This window comes from Actinoplanes sp. NPDC089786, assembly GCF_040684855.1.
Lineage (GTDB): Bacteria > Actinomycetota > Actinomycetes > Mycobacteriales > Micromonosporaceae > Actinoplanes.
This window is the reverse complement of record NZ_JBFBGU010000001.1, coordinates 19,583-36,417: the sequence shown is the minus strand read 5'-3', so window position 1 is coordinate 36,417 and position 16,835 is coordinate 19,583. Positions and strand designations below refer to the sequence as shown.

General features: G+C 70.3%; 14 protein-coding genes and 1 pseudogene. 11 read left to right on the top strand and 4 right to left on the bottom strand.

Features of this window, described 5'->3' with window-relative positions; all coding sequences use genetic code 11:
* Window positions 1–81 precede the first annotated feature (81 nt).
* Genes AB0O15_RS00215 through purB form a run of 3 tightly spaced genes read left to right on the top strand, consistent with a single transcriptional unit; the run spans window position 82 to window position 3,277 of the window.
* Entirely contained in the window at window positions 82–606 is a 525-nt protein-coding gene (locus tag AB0O15_RS00215) for a helix-turn-helix domain-containing protein (protein ID WP_364311929.1), read from the top strand.
* Window positions 603–1,859: an MFS transporter gene (locus AB0O15_RS00210; protein ID WP_364311926.1), complete on the top strand. Its 1,257-nt coding sequence runs from the start codon at window positions 603–605 to the stop codon at window positions 1,857–1,859. The genes AB0O15_RS00215 and AB0O15_RS00210 overlap by 4 nt, the downstream gene beginning before the upstream one ends.
* Window positions 1,856–3,277, top strand: coding sequence for an adenylosuccinate lyase (gene purB, locus AB0O15_RS00205; protein WP_364311923.1), 1,422 nt, complete (start codon window positions 1,856–1,858; stop codon window positions 3,275–3,277). Before AB0O15_RS00210 ends, purB begins: the two co-directional genes overlap by 4 nt.
* A 55-nt stretch (window positions 3,278–3,332) precedes the next feature.
* On the opposite strand, the gene AB0O15_RS00200 is transcribed toward purB, so the two are convergent.
* Complete coding sequence (locus AB0O15_RS00200; RefSeq protein ID WP_364311920.1) at window positions 3,333–4,019, bottom strand: trypsin-like serine protease; 687 nt, start codon at window positions 4,017–4,019, stop codon at window positions 3,333–3,335.
* Window positions 4,020–4,305: 286 nt separating this feature from the next.
* On the opposite strand from AB0O15_RS00200, the gene purS reads away from it, so the two are divergent.
* The 3 genes and pseudogenes from purS to purL all read left to right on the top strand — a co-directional run.
* Window positions 4,306–4,566 carry a phosphoribosylformylglycinamidine synthase subunit PurS gene (gene purS, locus AB0O15_RS00195; RefSeq protein WP_364311918.1) on the top strand — a complete coding sequence of 87 codons (261 nt, stop codon included), beginning with the start codon at window positions 4,306–4,308 and terminating at the stop codon, window positions 4,564–4,566.
* A complete protein-coding gene (gene purQ / locus AB0O15_RS00190; RefSeq protein WP_364311915.1) occupies window positions 4,563–5,276 on the top strand; it encodes a phosphoribosylformylglycinamidine synthase subunit PurQ in 714 nt (237 codons plus the stop codon). The genes purS and purQ overlap by 4 nt, the downstream gene beginning before the upstream one ends.
* Window positions 5,273–7,615, top strand: a pseudogene (gene purL, locus AB0O15_RS00185) (phosphoribosylformylglycinamidine synthase subunit PurL); the annotation flags it as partial. The gene purQ and the pseudogene purL, both read left to right, overlap by 4 nt.
* A 681-nt stretch (window positions 7,616–8,296) precedes the next feature.
* Here purL and AB0O15_RS00180 read toward each other — a convergent pair.
* Entirely contained in the window at window positions 8,297–10,222 is a 1,926-nt protein-coding gene (locus AB0O15_RS00180; protein WP_364311912.1) for a carboxypeptidase-like regulatory domain-containing protein, read from the bottom strand.
* Between the two features lie 160 nt (window positions 10,223–10,382).
* Between AB0O15_RS00180 and AB0O15_RS00175 the strand changes: the two genes are divergently transcribed.
* The 5 genes from AB0O15_RS00175 (at window position 10,383) to amcA (ending at window position 15,118) form a co-directional block, all read left to right on the top strand.
* A complete protein-coding gene (locus AB0O15_RS00175; RefSeq protein WP_364311909.1) occupies window positions 10,383–10,745 on the top strand; it encodes a sterol carrier family protein in 363 nt (120 codons plus the stop codon).
* Window positions 10,746–10,864: 119 nt separating this feature from the next.
* A complete protein-coding gene (gene purF / locus AB0O15_RS00170) occupies window positions 10,865–12,418 on the top strand; it encodes an amidophosphoribosyltransferase (RefSeq protein ID WP_364311907.1) in 1,554 nt (517 codons plus the stop codon).
* A 47-nt stretch (window positions 12,419–12,465) separates the two neighbouring features.
* A complete protein-coding gene (gene purM, locus AB0O15_RS00165; RefSeq protein WP_364311904.1) occupies window positions 12,466–13,617 on the top strand; it encodes a phosphoribosylformylglycinamidine cyclo-ligase in 1,152 nt (383 codons plus the stop codon).
* A gap of 177 nt (window positions 13,618–13,794) precedes the next feature.
* The gene (gene amcB, locus AB0O15_RS00160) at window positions 13,795–14,898 is read left to right on the top strand and encodes a cyclophane-forming radical SAM peptide maturase AmcB (RefSeq protein WP_364311901.1); all 1,104 of its coding nucleotides are present in this window, start codon (window positions 13,795–13,797) and stop codon (window positions 14,896–14,898) included.
* Window positions 14,867–15,118 carry a multiple cyclophane-containing RiPP AmcA gene (gene amcA / locus AB0O15_RS00155; protein WP_364311898.1) on the top strand — a complete coding sequence of 84 codons (252 nt, stop codon included), beginning with the start codon at window positions 14,867–14,869 and terminating at the stop codon, window positions 15,116–15,118. Before amcB ends, amcA begins: the two co-directional genes overlap by 32 nt.
* Window positions 15,119–15,260: 142 nt before the next feature.
* Here the strand turns inward: amcA and AB0O15_RS00150 are convergent, their stop codons facing one another.
* Both AB0O15_RS00150 and AB0O15_RS00145 read right to left on the bottom strand, forming a co-directional pair.
* Window positions 15,261–15,482, bottom strand: a complete 222-nt coding sequence (locus tag AB0O15_RS00150) for a DUF3073 domain-containing protein (protein ID WP_364311896.1) — start codon at window positions 15,480–15,482, stop codon at window positions 15,261–15,263.
* Window positions 15,483–15,629: 147 nt separating this feature from the next.
* Complete coding sequence (locus AB0O15_RS00145; RefSeq protein ID WP_364311893.1) at window positions 15,630–16,709, bottom strand: Glu/Leu/Phe/Val dehydrogenase dimerization domain-containing protein; 1,080 nt, start codon at window positions 16,707–16,709, stop codon at window positions 15,630–15,632.
* Between the last annotated feature and the right edge of the window lie 126 nt (window positions 16,710–16,835).

The following is a 16,835-nucleotide window of genomic DNA, read 5'->3' as shown; positions in this document are numbered from 1 at the left end:
GAACGCGCCATTTCCGCGCAGTCTGCCGACCCCCAAAGAAGCGTTGGACAGTCGACCCGCCGTTGTGCCACACTCCCCAACATGTCTTTGGGGGAAGAGGACGACAAAGCCGCGCTCCGCGCGATGGCCCATCCCGTACGCCTGCGGATCATGTCCTTACTGACCGGCGCGTCGCTGACCGCCGCCGAGGTCGCCCGTGAACTCGGCCTGACCCACGCCAACGCCAGCTACCACCTGCGCAACCTGCATGCCGGCGGCATGATCGCGCTGGCCGGCGAGGAGAAGATCCGCGGCGGCGTGGCCAAGCGCTACCGCTACCTCGCCAGCGAGGACCGCGGCCTGCCGAAGACGCCGGACGGCAATCGGATGCTCTTCACCACCGCGGCCAACGAGCTGAGCCGGCGGACAACCGCGGCCAAGTGGGACGGCCCCAAGGTGATGGCCGACGCCGAGCTCTGGATCGACCCGGCCGGCTGGAAGCGCATCAAGGAGTCGATCGCCGAGCTGATGATCGAGCTGCATCTCGCGGCGAAGCCACCGCGTGCGCCCGGAACCATCCGCACCTCGACCACGGTGGCGATGTTCGAGATGGAGGCCGAAGCATGATCCGGGAGTCGCTCGGCCCGTTGAAGCTGGCCGGCTACCGCACCTGGCTGGGCGGCCGGGTGACCAGCGCGTTCGGCAACAGCATCGCCCCGATCGCCCTGGCCTTCGCCGTTCTCGACATCAGCGGCTCACCCCGCGACCTCGGTCTCGTGGTCGGCGCGCGGACGCTGGTCAACGTCCTGTTCGTCCTCTTCGGCGGCGTCCTCGCCGACCGGCTGCCCAAGAACCTCCTGCTGGTCGGCTCGTCGCTGGCCGCGTTCGCCAGCCAGGCGATCGTGGCCGCGCTGGTCCTCACCGGCACGGCCACCATCCCGTTGCTGATCGGGCTCAGCGCGTTCAACGGCATGGTCGGCGCGCTCTCCTGGCCGACCTCCTCGGCCCTCGTCCCGCAACTCGTCCCGCCCGAACTCCGTCAGCAGGCCAACGCGGTCGGGCGGCTGTTCTTCAACGCCGCCAACATCCTGGGTGCGCCGATCGGTGGCATCATCGCCGCCGCGGCCGGCCCGGGCTGGGGCATCGCCGTCGACGCGCTCACCTTCCTGCTCGCGGCCATCTTCTACGGGCTGATCAAACTGCCGCGCGCCGAGCCCGCCCCGGTCGCCGAGAGGCAGAACATCTTCCGCGATCTGCGTACGGGCTGGGTCGAGTTCCGTTCCCGCACCTGGCTGTGGGCCGTCGTGGCCGGGTTCTGTGTGGTGAACGCGGCCCTGGCCGGCGGCCTCGGTGTGCTCGGACCGGCGGTCGCCGACGACACCTTCGGGCGCGAGCGCTGGGGCTTCGTGCTCGCCGCGGAGACGGCCGGGATGATCATCGGCGCGGTGATCGCCATGCGCCTGCGGGTCCGACGGCTGCTCTACTTCGGCGTGGTGGCGACGGCGTTCGTCGGTCTGCAGATGTTCGTCCTCGGCGTGCACCCGGTGTTCCCGCTGATGCTCGCGGCCGGCTTCATCGCCGGGGTGACGATCGAGCAGTTCGGGATCGCCTGGGAGACCACGATGCAGGAGCACGTGCCGGGCGACAAACTGGCCCGGGTCTACTCCTACGACATGCTCGGCTCGTTGCTCGCGGTGCCCATCGGCCAGGTCGCGGTCGGGCCGTTCGCCGAGGCCTTCGGCATCGAGACCACTCTGGTCGGGCTGTGCGCGCTGACCCTGCTCGCGGTGGTCGGCATGCTGTGCAGCCGCGACGTTCGTCACCTGGAACACGCGCTCGGAGAGCCCGGGCCGTCCACCGTGAAAGAATCCGTCGCGTGATCATCCCCGATGTGCTCGCCGCCCGGTACGCGTCCGCCGACCTCGTCGCCCTCTGGTCGCCGGAGGAGAAGGTGCGGATGGAGCGCCGGCTCTGGGTGGCGGTGCTGCGCGCGCAGGGCGAGCTGGGCGTCGAGATGCCCGAGGGCGCGATCGAGGCGTACGAGAGGGTGCTCGACCAGGTCGACCTGGCGAGCATCGCGGGGCGCGAGCGGGTCACCCGCCACGACGTGAAGGCACGGATCGAAGAGTTCAGCGAGCTCGCCGGCTTCGAGCAGGTGCACAAGGGAATGACCTCCCGCGACCTGACCGAGAACGTCGAACAGCTGCAGATCCGGGCCTCGCTCGAGCTGATCCGCGAGCGGGTCGTGGCCACGCTGGCCCGGCTGTCCGCGCTGGCCGTCGAACACCGCGACCAGATCATCACCGGCCGGTCGCACAACGTCGCGGCCCAGGCCACCACGCTCGGGAAACGTTTCGCCTCGGCGGCCGAAGAGCTGCTCATCGCGTACGAGCGGCTCGATGATCTGATCGCGCGTTACCCCCTCCGCGGCCTGAAGGGTCCGGTCGGCACCGCCGCCGACCAGCTCGACCTGCTCGACGGCGACCCGGCCGCGCTGGCCTCGCTGGAGGCCAGCGTCGCGCAGCACCTGGGCTTCGAGCGGGTGCTCAGCTCGGTCGGCCAGGTCTATCCGCGCTCGCTCGACTTCGACGTGGTGTCGGCCCTGGCCCAGGTCGTGGCCGGTCCGTCGTCGCTGGCCACCACGATCCGGCTGATGGTCGGGCAGGAACTGGTCACCGAGGGCTTCAAGCCGGGCCAGGTGGGCTCGTCGGCGATGCCGCACAAGATGAACACGCGCTCGTCGGAACGGGTCAACGGGCTGGCCGTGATCGTCCGCGGCTACCTGTCGATGGTCGGTGAGCTGGCCGGCGACCAGTGGAACGAGGGCGATGTGTCCTGTTCGGTGGTTCGCCGGGTGGCTCTGCCCGACGCGTTCTTCGCCACCGACGGCCTGTTCCAGACCCTCCTGACCGTGCTCGACGAGTTCGGGGCGTACCCCGCGGTGATCGCCCGCGAGCTCGACCGCTTCCTGCCGTTCCTGGCCACCACCAAGATCCTGGTGGGCTCGGTGCGCAAGGGTGTCGGGCGAGAGACGGCCCACGAGGTGATCAAGCAGCACGCGGTCGCGGTGGCGCTGGCCATGCGCGAGAAGGGCGCGGCCGGCAACGACCTGTTCGACCGGCTGGCCGACGACGGGCGGCTGCAGCTCTCCCGGGACGAGATCGACGCGCTGGTGGCGGATCGGACGGCCTTCACCGGTGCGGCGCATGCACAGGTGAAGACCGTCGCCTCCCGGATCGCGTCGATCGTCGAGGCACATCCGGCGGCAGCTGAATACCGGCCGGCGCCGATCCTGTGATGCCGCCGGGACCGGGCGGATCGTGGGTCACACCCTGCCCCGGCGGAGCTTTCTTCTAGACCCCGGAGACCTGGGTGATCCAGGCCCGGTTGTACGCGACGCTGCCGTAGTACTGGTTGGCGGTGCCGTCGGCGGTGCTCGCGACGCCGACCTGGGCGCCGTTGTAGACCTGCGGGCCACCCGAGTCGCCACGCCAGGCGTTGCCGTTGACCCGGGTGCTGCCGATCGCCCGGCCGCCGTACGCGTCGGACTGGTTGGTGCTGGTCACCCGCACGCTCGCGGTCTTCAGCACCGACGACGCATCACAGCCCGAGTAGCAGGTCATGCCCCAGCCGTAGATCGAGTTCGTCGAGCCCACCGGCGGGTACGCGCTGCTCAGCGGCATGTAGGTGGTGGAGATCGAGCTGCTCAGCCGCATCAGGGCCAGGTCGCTGCGGGTCGAGGTGGAGGAGACCGTACGCGTGACGCCACCCGAGCCGCGGTTCACGCTGCCGACCCGGACCGACATCGAGCCGCTGATGCAGTGCCGGGCGGTGAGCACGTAGTTGGCCGAGATGATCGTGCCGGAGCAGGTGAAGCTGCCGTTGCTGAACACGGCGGCGGCCCAGGGCGCGGAGGCGACGGTGCCGCCCCCGATGATCTGGGGCGTGACCGGGTCGACGGCCGCGATGGCGGCCGAGGGGATGGCGAACGCGCTGGTGAGCGCGGCGGCCAGCGAAGCGACGAGGATGCGGGGGCGCATTCCGGGGCTCCTTCTTCGGGGGTAGGGGTCCCTCGGAACGTACTTGCCAGTAACGAGCCTGCCTAGAACTCAATTGACACCTATCACGGTGTGATGACCGCCCTGATTTGGCGATCATCACACCGGTCGTGGCCGTCCCGGGCGAGCGCGCAGGTCAGGGCGTTTCGGGTCGGCTGGTCGACACCTGCCGACCGACCGGCCGCGAGGCCGACAGGGTAGGCTTTCGGCTGCTCGCCCCTTATCAGGGGCACACCCAAACTGCGCACCTACACAGTCAGGAGTGCCCGTGGCTCGCGTCGTCGTCGACGTCATGCTCAAGCCGGAGATCTTGGATCCGCAGGGCCAGGCGGTCGCGAACGCGCTGCCTCGGCTCGGCGTCAACAGTGTGTCCTCAGTCCGGATCGGTCGCCGGATCGAGATCGAGTTCGCCGAGGAACCCGACCTCGACACCGCCCGTGAGATCGCCGACAAGCTGCTCGCCAACCCGGTGATCGAAGACTTCCACATCTCGATCGTGGACGAGTCCGCTCCCGCCGAGGTCGCGTGACCATGCGTATCGGTGTGGTCACCTTCCCCGGCTCGCTCGACGACGGGGACGCGGCCCGCGCGGCGCGCATCGCCGGCGCCGAGGTGGTCCGGCTCTGGCACGGCGACGCCGGCCTGCACGGCGTCGACGCGGTCGTCCTGCCGGGCGGCTTCTCCTACGGCGACGCCCTGCGCTGCGGGGCGATCGCCCGGTTCGCCCCGGTGATGGAGACGCTGGCCGACGCCGCCCGCGGCGGCCTACCGGTCCTGGGCATCTGCAACGGGTTCCAGATCCTCTGCGAGGCCCATCTGCTGCCCGGCGCGCTGACCCGCAACCAACACCTGCACTTCCGCAACCGCGACCAGTTCCTGCGCGTCGAGTCCGCCTCGACCGCCTGGACCAACGCCTTCACCGCCGGGCAAGAGATCCTGATCCCGGTCAAGAACGGCGAGGGCTGCTACGTCGCCGACGAGCACACCCTCGACCAGCTCGAGGCGGACGGCCGCGTGGTGGCGCGATACACCCGTGGCAACCCGAACGGCTCGCAGCGCGACATCGCCGCGATCACCAACGAGGCCGGCAACGTGGTCGGCATCATGCCCCACCCGGAACACGCCGTGGAGGCGCTGACCGGCCCGTCCCTGGACGGCCTCGGCTTCTTCACCTCCGTCCTGCGGGCCCTGGCCGGGGCGACCGCGGGCGGTCAGCTCGCAGGGGGACAAGACCGATGACGACCCAGCAACAGTCGGGGTTCGCCGCCACCGATGTCCTCATCAACTCCTTCGGTGACGGCCCCGACACCGTCGAGCGGGCGCGGGACACCCCCGAGGAGCTCCAGCCCCACACCGACCTCGGTCTCAAGGACGACGAGTACGACCGCATCCGCCAGATCCTCGGCCGCCGTCCCACGGCCTCCGAGCTGGCCATGTACTCGATCATGTGGAGCGAGCACTGCTCCTACAAGTCGAGCAAGGTGCACCTGCGCCAGTTCGGTGAGAAGACGCCGAAGAACACCCGCATGCTGGCCGGCATCGGCGAGAACGCCGGCGTCGTGCAGATCTCCGACGAGCTCGCGGTGACCTTCAAGGTCGAGTCGCACAACCACCCCAGCTTCGTCGAGCCCTATCAGGGTGCGGCCACCGGCGTCGGCGGCATCGTCCGGGACATTCTGGCGATGGGCGCCCGCCCGATCGCGGTGATGGACCCGCTGCGCTTCGGCGCGGCCGACCACCCCGACACCGCCCGGGTGCTGCCCGGCGTGGTCGGCGGCATCGGCGGCTACGGCAACTGCCTGGGCCTGCCCAACATCGGCGGCGAGATCGTCTTCGACCCGACGTACCAGGGCAACCCGCTGGTCAACGCCCTGAGCATCGGCGTGCTGCCGGTCGAGCGCCTGCAACACAAAGAGGCGGCCGGCGTCGGCAACATCGTCGTGCTGCTCGGCGCGCGAACCGGCCGCGACGGCATCGGCGGCGTGTCCGTGCTGGCGTCGGCCACCTTCGACGAGGGCGCCGAGACGCGTCGCCCGTCGGTTCAGGTGGGCGACCCGTTCATGGAGAAGCTGCTGATCGAGTCCTGTCTGGAGCTGTACGACGCCGGTCTGGTCGTCGGCATCCAGGACCTCGGCGGCGCCGGCCTGACCTGCGCGCTCACCGAGACCGCGGCGGCGGCCGGCACCGGCATGCGGGTCTACCTCGAGCGGGTACCGCTGCGTGAGGCGTCCATGTCGCCCACCGAGATCCTGGCCAGCGAGTCCCAGGAGCGGATGCTGCTGATCGTGGCGCCCGAGATGCTCGAGCGGGTGCTGGCGGTCGCCGAGAAGTGGGGCGTCTGGGCCACCGCGATCGGCGAGGTCACCCCGAGCGAAGAGAACGGCGTACCCGGCCGGCTGGTCATCACCTGGAACGATCACCTGGTCGTCGACGTCCCGCCCGGTTCGCTGGCCGACGACGGCCCGGTCTACGCCCGGCCGATCCGCGAACCCGCCGACCTGATCCTGCTGCAGGCCGACCGGGCCGAGACGCTGCCCCGGCCGACCACGGCCGACGAGCTGCGGGCCACGGTGCTGCGGATGGTGGCGTCACCGAACCTCTGCGACAAGACCTGGGTCACCGAACAGTACGACCGCTACGTGCTCGGCAACACGGTGCTGGCCCAGCCGGAAGACTCCGGCGTGCTGCGCATCGACGAACGCACCGGGCTCGGCGTGGCCCTGTCGGTCGACGGCAACGGCCGATACGCCCGGCTCGATCCGTACGAGGGGGCCAAGCTCGCGCTGGCCGAGGCGTACCGCAACGTGGTGGTCACCGGCGCCGAGCCGGCCGCGGTCACCGACTGCCTCAACTTCGGCTCGCCGGAAGACCCGGCCGTCATGTGGCAGTTCGCCGAGGCGGTCCGCGGCCTGGCCGACGGCTGCCTCCAGCTGGGCATCCCGGTCACCGGCGGCAACGTCAGCTTCTACAACCAGACCGGCGCGGCCGCCATCCACCCGACGCCGGTGGTCGGTGTGCTGGGCATCCTCGACGACGTCGCCCGGCGTACCCCGATGGGCTTCCCGCCGCCGCCGACCGCCGAGGGTGACCTGCTCTTCCTGCTCGGCGAGACCCGCTGTGAGCTGAGCGGCTCGGAGTGGGCCTGGGTGGAACACTCGCACCTGGGCGGTCGCCCGCCACAGGTCGACCTGGCCCACGAGCAGGCGCTCGGCAAGCTGCTGGCGCGGGCGTCCCGGGCCGGCCACGTGAGCGCCGCCCACGACCTGTCCGACGGTGGCCTGTCCCAGGTCCTGGCCGAGAGCTGCCTGCGCCGCAACATCGGCGCGCGGGTGACGCTGTCCGAGGAACACCCGGCGTTCGTCTGGCTGTTCAGCGAGTCGGCCGGCCGGGTGCTGGTGGCGGTGCCGCGTGGTCACGACAAGGCGTTCGTGGCGGCGGCCCGCGAGTTCGGGGTGCCGTGTACCGCGATCGGCGCCACCTCGAACGAGCCGGTCCTGGAGATCGTCGACCAGTTCACCATCGAGCTCGACGAGCTGCGCGCCGCCCACACCGAGACGCTGCCCAGGCTCTTCGGCGGCACGGCCGAACTGGTCAACCGCCTCGGCGACCCGGAACACGCCGCTCACCCGGAGCTCGACGCCCCGGCGGCAACCGACGCTACGACCGCTGCCGGCGTCCCGGCCGCCACTGCTGCCACCGACGCCTCGGCCGGGGCCGACTATTCGGTGCCGGCGGATTCATCGGGCCCGGAAGGATCCTCGGCCCCGGCGGGCGACCAGCCGGCTGCCGTGTCGTCCGACGCCTCGACGTCGGGCGATGACGCTCCCGACGACCCGGCCGCCGGCTCGGCTCCGGTCGACGAGCCGACGTTGGTCGAGGAGTCCGCGGACGGCAGCACCTTCGAGTCCCAGGCGGCCAAGGACCCGGCCGGCGTTCTCGCCGAGTCGGACCTTCCCGCCGCGGCCCCTTCTTCCGCCGCCGACGAGCAGCCGGCCGAGACCGACGAGGTGGCCACCGGCACGGCTCAGGTCCCCACCGAGGGGACCAAGACCCAGCCACCCACCCCGCCGGACAACTTCCCCACCGCCGACGTCAAGTAGCGATCACAGCGCCGCCCTTCGCGACAAAAGGGCGGCGCTTCGGTCAATCAAGCGCCGCCCTCCATCGGAGGGCGGCGTCGCCATTTCCAGCATTCTCAGCGCGGCAAAAAGGCCGGACCCCCAACCCGGGGATCCGGCCTTCACGTCACTCAGGCTTGCTCAGTCGTCCATCCACGGCAGCCGCCGCTGACCCGGACGAGCGGGCTCTTCCGGCGCCGGCGGCCCCTGCCGAGGCGGCCCACCACGCCGTCCACCCTGTCCTTGGTCGGCACCGTAGTAGCCGCCCTGGCCACCACCCTGGGCACCGCCCTGGTCGTACCCGCCGCGCTGGTCGTAGCCGCCACCGGAGTCGTACCCGTTGTCGTAGCCGCCGTCGTACGCCTGCTGCGGCTGCTGCGGCTGCTGGTATCCGCCGCCACCCGCACCACCGTAGGTGCCGCCGCCGGCCGGAGCGCCACCAGCAGCCGCGCCACGCGGGTCGTAGCCGTTGTCGTACCCGGCGTCGTAATTGGCGCCGGCGCCGCGCGGGTCGTACCCGTTGTCGTAGCCGGCGTCGTACCCGTTGCCGGGCGCGGCGCCGTAGTTGCCACCGGCCTGGGCCCCGTCGTCCCACGACCCGTACTGCTGCTGTGGAGCCCCGCCCGGCCCGTACGCCGCGCCCCCAGCGCCCGGCGGCGCCTGCTGGTAGTCGTCGGCGTAGTCGGCCGGCTGGTACATGCCGGTCGGCTCGTCGTAGCGCTGCTGCGGCGCCGGCTGCGGCTGGCCACCGTAGTAGCCGCCACCACCGGCCGCCTGGCCGTCGTCGTAGTACTGCTCGTCGTACCCGCCGCCCTGGGCCGGAGCCGCCGCCGCGCCGTAGGTCTGCGTCGGCGAACCGTACGGCTGCGCGCCGCCGGTGCCGGCGTACCCGGTCTGCTGAGCGGGCACACCGTAGGGGTCGGGGAACTCGTCCTCCGGCGGCACCGCGCGCTGGAGCACGGTCGGCGCGTCGGCCATCCCGCCGGCGCCGGCCACCATTGTCGCGTCCGCGCCCCGGGCGCCGACCGGCGCCGCCACGCGGGTGGCGTCGTTGCCGTACGCCCCGCCGCGACCCGCCGGGCCGGGACCGGGACCACCGGGCACGCCGTCCGGGTCGCTGTCGTCGCCGCCACCGCTGTTCCGGCGGCGCATCAGGACCAGCACGATCGCGCCGACACCGGCCGCGACGAGCAGGCCGCCCAGGATGATGAAGAGCAGTGATCCGTTGCCGTCGTCGCCGGCCGTCTTGTCGGCGTTCAGCGGGGGCGTGCTGGCGTCGTCGGTCGCTTCGTCGGTGGCCTCGTCATCGGCGGGAGCGCTGGCCTCCTCGGTGGCCGACGGCGTCGCGGACGGGCTGGCGCCGGCCTTGATCGGCAGCGTCAGGTTGACCGTGACCGTCTTGTTCGCGCCGCCCTGCACGTTCACGGTGGCCGGGTCGTAGCCGTCCTTGCCGGCCCCGACGGTGATCGTGCCCAGCGCGATCGGCTTGTTGTCGGACGAGCTGAAGGCGAACCCGCCGTCGCCGTTGCTGGTGGTCTCGTACCGGTGAGCGGCGCTGTCCTGCATGATCACCTGGGCGCCGCTGATCCGCTTGCCCTTGTCGTCCTTGATCCGGCCGGAGACCTGCCGCACGTTCTGCGGCTTGTCGGGCCCGGTGACCTGGATTTCCTCGGCGGCGCCGGACGCGCGGTTGTTCAGCAGGATCTGCACGCGGAAGGTGCGGGTCTGCCCGGCGGGCACGTCGGGTGCGGTCAGCGTCGAGGTGAGCGACTCTTCCTTACCCGCCTTGAGGGTGACCGAGTTGGAGCAGCCGCCGCACTGCATGCCGCCGCTGTTGACGGTGACCCGGACCTGGTTGTTCTGGCCGGGCACATCGATCTCATCGGTGTTGCGCACGGTGTAGCGCAGCTGGACCTGCTTGCCCGACTCGACCTCCGTCTGGACGCTGTCGATCTGAGCCTCCAGCCCAGCCGCCAGAGCGGGTGAGGCGGTCGCCGCGATCATGCCGCCGACCAGCGCCAATAACGCACCGGCCTGGGCCGCTCGGCCTCGTAGGTGCGTCGTCACGTCCACCACCTCTCCCGGTCGCACGGTTCTCCGGCCGCCTGTTGAGGTCCGGTAGATCCGGCGACGATTTACACCGTCGGCCACTATGCCCTGTCGCGGGTACATTGCGCGACCCAGGGCCGCCGGGACTTCTCTCGGTTACGAGTCGTATCGTCCCGACGTGTCCCCTGCGCACAATAATTCCGAGTCCGTCCGGAGCGCGTTGGACGCGCTGGATCGCGGCGACCAACCCGACCGTACGGTGCTGCGCGACGCCGTCCGAGCCCTGCTGGCGGCGCTGGCGCGAGACGCGCCGGGCCGATCGGTCGAGGTCCGGGTTCCGCCGTTCGGCGCGATTCAGTGTGTTCCCGGTCCCAGGCACACCCGCGGCACACCGCCCAATGTGGTCGAAACCGACCCGATGACCTGGCTGCTCGTCGCCACCGGACGCCTGAGCTGGGCGGATGCCGTCGCCACCGGCAAGATCCACGCGAGCGGCATCCGGACCGACCTCAGCGAGTTCCTGCCGGTGGAAAGCCCGTGACACAGCCGTGACGAGGCTTCGACGAAGCTGGTGACGGGTACGGCTGACCCGGGCCGGGCCCTGGCGCCTCGCGTACACTCAGTGGCGAATAAGCGGATCTGCACGAGGGAGCAAAGTCTGTGCCCCGAGGCGACGGCCGATTGACCAACGATCTCGACCCCCAGGAGCGTGGCCCGCAAGATGCCTGTGGCGTCTTCGGGGTCTGGGCTCCCGAGGAAGAGGTTGCCAAGCTCACATATTTCGGGCTCTTCGCACTCCAGCACCGCGGCCAGGAGGCCGCCGGCATTGCGGTGAGTGACGGTTCGGGTGTGGTTGTGTACAAAGACCTCGGCCTCGTGTCGCAGGTCTTCGACGAGCCGACCCTCGCCAGCCTCAAGGGCCACCTGGCCATCGGACACGCGCGTTACTCCACGACCGGCGGGTCGAACTGGGAGAACGCACAGCCGACGATCCGCGCGACCACGGCCGGCACGACGATCGCGCTGGCCCACAACGGCAACTTGGTCAACACGGCCGAGCTGGCGCGTGAGGTGGCCGACCTCGGTATCGAGCTCGACCCGGGCCACACGTCCGACACCGCTCTGGTGACCGCTCTCCTGGCGGCCAAGCCCGACCTCTCGGTCGAGGCCGCGGCCATGGAGGTGCTCCCGCGTCTGCGGGGCGCGTTCAGCTTCGTCTTCATGGACGAGGGCACGCTGTACGCCGCCCGCGACGCGCAGGGTGTCCGGCCGCTGGTCCTGGGCCGGATGTACCGCGGCTGGGCGATCGCCAGCGAGACCGCGGCACTCGACATCGTCGGCGCCAGCTTCGTCCGCGAGGTGGAGCCGGGCGAGATCCTGGCGATCGACGAGCACGGCCTGCGCTCGTCGCGGTTCGCCGCGCCCGAGCCCAAGGGCTGTCTTTTCGAGTACGTCTACCTCGCCCGTCCCGACACCACGATCGCCGGCCGCAACATGTACTCGGCCCGCGTCGATGTGGGCCGTCGCCTGTTCCGGGAACATCCGGTCGAGGCCGACGTGGTGATCGGCGTCCCGGAATCGGGCATCCCGGCCGCGATCGGGTACGCCGAGGAGTCCGGCATCCCGTACAGCGCGGGTTTCATGAAGAACGCGTACGTGGGCCGCACCTTCATCCAGCCCTCGCAGACGATCCGCCAGCTAGGCATCCGGCTGAAGCTGAACCCGCTGCGCGAGGTGGTCCGCGGCAAGCGGATCGTGGTGATCGACGACTCGATCGTGCGCGGCAACACTCAGCGTGCCCAGGTGCGTATGCTCCGTGAGGCCGGGGCGCTCGAGGTGCACGTACGCATCTCGTCCCCGCCGGTGAAGTGGCCCTGTTTCTACGGCATCGACTTCGCCACCCGGGCCGAGCTGATCGCCAACGGCCTGGAACTCGAGGGCATCCGGCGCTCGATCGGCGCCGACTCGCTGGGCTACGTTTCGCTGGACGCGCTGATCTCGTCGACCGAGCAGCCCAAGTCGCGGCTGTGCATGGCCTGCTTCGACGGGGTTTACCCGATCGAGCTGCCGGCCGGCAACCTGATCGGCAAGCACGTGCTGGAGGGGGTCGGTAAGCGCGCCTCGATCCCCGACGACCAGGAAGCGGCGGTCGCCGAGCTCGAGGCCGAGTACGACCCGCGCGATTCTGTGGTCGACGCGCTGCAGCGTCCGTAAGACACTCAAACTTCAGCAGCAGGTAGCACAGCCTTAAGGGGATTACCGTGACGCACGTGTCCGAGCGCAGCAGTGCCGGCTCGAACGGCGCCGAGGGGTCGGAACACACGCCTTGGACGGCCAACTCCGGCCGCGGCGGGCGCAAGCGCACGGTGACCTACGCGGACGCCGGCGTCTCGATCCACGCCGGCGACCGCGCGGTCGAGCTGCTCAAGTCGAAGGTGAAGCGGACCACCCGCCCCGAGGTGATGGGTGACCTCGGTGGCTTCGCCGGCCTCTTCCGGCTGAACACCGCCAAGTACAAGAGCCCGATCCTGGCCTCGTCGACCGACGGCGTGGGAACCAAGCTGGTCATCGCCCAGCAGCTCGACATCCACGACACGATCGGCATCGACCTGGTCGCGATGGTGGTCGACGACCTGGTCGCGTGCGGCGCCGAGCCGCTTTTCCTGCTCGACTACATCGCCTGCGGCGAGGTCGTGCCGGACAAGGTGGCCGAGATCGGCGCGGGCATCGCGGACGGCTGCCGGTACGCCGGCTGCGCGCTGCTCGGCGGCGAGACCGCGGAACACCCCGGCGTGCTGCGCCCGGATGAGTACGACGTCTCCGCGACCGGCGTCGGTGTGGTGGAAGAGAGCGAGATCCTCGGCCGCGAGCGGGTCGAGATCGGCGACGCGGTGATCGCCATGCGCTCGTCCGGCCTGCACAGCAACGGCTACTCGCTGGTCCGGCACGTGCTGCTGGGCGCCGGCCGGATGCGGCTCGACTCGGTGGTCGACGACTTCGGCTCGCAGCGCACGCTCGGCGAGGAACTGCTGACCCCGACCAAGATCTACGCGAAGGACTGCCTCGGCCTGATCGAGGAGACCGACGTACGCGCGTTCTCCCACGTCACCGGCGGCGGCATCCCGGGCAACCTGGTCCGGGTCCTGCCCGAGCACGTGGACGCGGTGGTCGACCGCGCCTCGTGGCGCCCGCAGCCGATCTTCGACCTGATCCAGGCGAAGGGCCGCATCGAGGACCACGAGATGGAGGCCACGTTCAACATGGGCGTGGGCATGTTCACCGTGGTGTCCTCCGACGACGCCGACCGCGCGATGGCCTATCTCACCGGCCGCGGCATCGAGGCGTGGCAGGTCGGCGAGATCATCGACGGCACCGGCCAGGTGCAGATGGTGGGCCAGTACACCCGGGGCTGATTCTTGTCACTCCGGTTAGTCGCATCCGATTCTTGTGAGGTCGGACACCGCCGGAAAGATCGGGAAATGATCTGCGGTTGTCGATTTGTCGGTACCGCCGATCTTCCCTGCCTGGACGAGGCGACTTAGCCTGGCCTTGGTCGATGTTGCCGGGGGTGGGCTATGGCGTGGAGTGGGATGAAGGGCGTTTCCGCCACGCCCAGCTATGTCGTCATGCAGCCCACGACCCTCTGCAACCTCGACTGCGCCTACTGCTACCTGCCGTTCCGCAAGGACGACAAGCGGATGCCGGTGGCCGTCGCGGCCGCCGTGGCCGAGGCGGTCGCGCCGTGGTCGCGTACCCAGCGCTTCTCGATCGTCTGGCATGGCGGTGAGCCGCTGGCCGCGGGCCGGGACCACCTGGCCGCGCTGTTCGCGCCGTTCGGTCCGGCGGTCGAGCACCACATCCAGACCAACGCGACGTTGATCGACGACGCCTGGTGCGACTTCTTCCAGGCCCATGACGTACGGGTGAGCGTCAGCGTCGACGGCCCCGAGCACCGTAACGGCGAGCGCGTCACCCGCGGTCACCGTCCGGCCTACGACCGCATCGCGCGTGGCATCCGCGTACTGCGCCGGCGCGACATCCCGTTCTCCGCCCTGTGCGTCGTCGGGCGCCCCGAGCCGGGCCTGGCCACCGAGCTGTACGACTACTTCCTCGACCTGGGCTGCGAGGTCCTCGGCATCAACGTCGAGGAGCAGGAGGGCGTGAACGAGCGCACCAACCGGCACCCGGCCGCCGACGTCACCGCGTTCTGGTCGGAGCTGGTCGCCGCCTGGCGCCGCGACCCGCGGATCCACCTGCGCGAGATCGAGTGGTCGCTGCGCTACGCCGCGGCCGTGCTGGACGGCAACGCGGACGCCGTGCTGCCACGCCGGCTCGACCCGATCCCGACGGTCGCGCACGACGGCTCGGTGGTGCTGCTCTCGCCCGAGCTGGCCGGCTTCCACGACCCTCGGTACGGCGACTTCACCAGCGGCAACGTGCTCACCACCCCGCTGGCACAGATTCTGGCCGGCGCGGCGGGCACGCCGTGGATCGCCGAATTCCTGGAGGGGGTGGAGGCATGCCGCCGCACCTGCCCGTACTTCGGCTTCTGTGGGGGCGCCCACGCCGCCAACCGCTACTTCGAGCACGGCCGGTTCGACGTGACGGAAACCGATCACTGCCGGAACAGCAAGATCCGCCTCTTGGAAGGGGTCCTGGACCATGCCCGAGATCACGAGCCCACCGCAGTCTGACGGCGTGCAGCCCGACCGCGTGGCCGACGATCCCGTGACGGCCCGCGTCCGGGACGCCGGCAGCGGCCTGACCGCGCTGCTGGCCGAGGCCGAGGCGGCCCGGCACCAACGGGCCGAAAGTGCGCAGGAAGAAGCTCAGGATGGCGGCACGGCAGTGTGCGCCTGGAACCACTTCGAGAACATCCCCACGTTCTACAACTGGAACAACCGGCCACGCTGAAGGGCGGCACCGGAACCCCACGCGAGATGACCCGCGTGGGGTTTCCTGTTACCGGTGGAGAACGGGATGCTCGATTGACCGATCACACAGGGGAGCACGCGGTCAGCCGCGTGCTCTCGTCTGTGCGATCCGGGTTCAACCGTCAACGCCTCGAAGGCGACCAGCGGTCTTCCTGGTCGTCCGCATCATCATGGTCCTCGTCGTCGTCAACGAACTCGTCGTTGTCGTCGTCGAGGTGATGGTCGGACTTGCCACCAGCACCCGCCAACTCGCGCTGCAAGGCGGTGAGGTCGGTGTTCGGGGAGTGGTACTTCAACTCCCGGGCCACCTTCGTCTGCTTGGCCTTAGCACGGCCGCGCCCCATGGCTCGACCCCCTCGCACAGAATTCGGGGCAGCCCGAAGGCGGGCCCCGATGACGTCAGGCATCTCTCGTGGGTCTTACGGTACATGGATGATGCCGCCTTCGGCACCTCGGGTTGTGTGAGACACGACCGCGCGTCGCGGCGTGTCTCAGCGGAGATAGACGCTGCGCAACCTGCCGACCTCGGTCATGCGACGCTCGGCGAGCCGATCCGCGGCCAGGGCCGGTGGCACACCCTCGTTCCGGGCGAGCTCGAGGATGCGGCGCGTGGTCTGGAAGATGCCGGTGGCGCGCAGTTTCGCCCGCTCGAAATTGAAGCCCTCGATCTCGTCGGCGACCTGGATCACACCGCCGGCGTTCACCACGTAGTCCGGCGTGTAGAGGATGCCGCGCTCCTCGAGCAGCTTCTCGATGCCGGGGTGGGCGAGCTGGTTGTTCGCCCCGCCGGTCACGACCTCGGCCCGCAGCAGCGGCACGGTCTCGTCGTCCAGCGCGCCACCCAGGGCGCACGGGGCGTACACGTCGATCTCCGACGTGATCAGCGCTGTGGTGTCGGCCATCAGATCGATCTGGGGGTACGTCGTCCGCGCCCACTCCTGCGCCGCCTCGCTGACGTCGGTGGCCACCACCGCGGCGCCGTCCTCGATCAGATGACCGGCCAGATACTTGCCGACCTTGCCCAGCCCGGCGATGCCGACCCGGCGGCCGGCCAGCGTCGGGCTGCCCCAGGTGTGCTCGGCCGCGGCCCGCATGCCCTGGAAGACGCCCCACGCGGTGAGCACCGACGAGTCGCCGGCGCCACCGTGCTCGACGCTGCGGCCGGTGACGTACCGGGTCTCGCGGGCGATCAGGTCCATGTCCGGGACGTAGGTGCCGACGTCGCAGGCGGTGTAGTACCGACCGTTGAGCGACTCGACGAACCGGCCGTACGCCCGCAGTAGCGCCTCGCTCTTCAGCTCGGCCGGGTCACCCCAGATGACCGCCTTGCCGCCGCCGAGGTCGAGCCCGGCCAGCGCGTTCTTGTAGGCCATGGCCCGGGACAGCTGCAACACATCGGCGACCGCGTCGTCCTCGCTGGCGTACGGATAGAACCTGGTCCCGCCGAGGGCCGGACCGAGCGCGGTGGAGTAGATGCCGATGACCGCCTTCAGGCCGGATTGCCGGTCCTGGCAGAAGACGACCTGTTCGTGACCGGTGGCGTCGGTGCCCTCGGTGTGGAACACGCCCATGTGATGCTCCTCGGGATGTGGACCCTTGTGGGGTCGCTTGCTTGGCGGCCCCGCGGGGTGGTGCAGGCCTCACGACCGACTCTATGACCTTGTGCGCCTCTCGTCAGTGCGGCGGTTTGCGTGAAA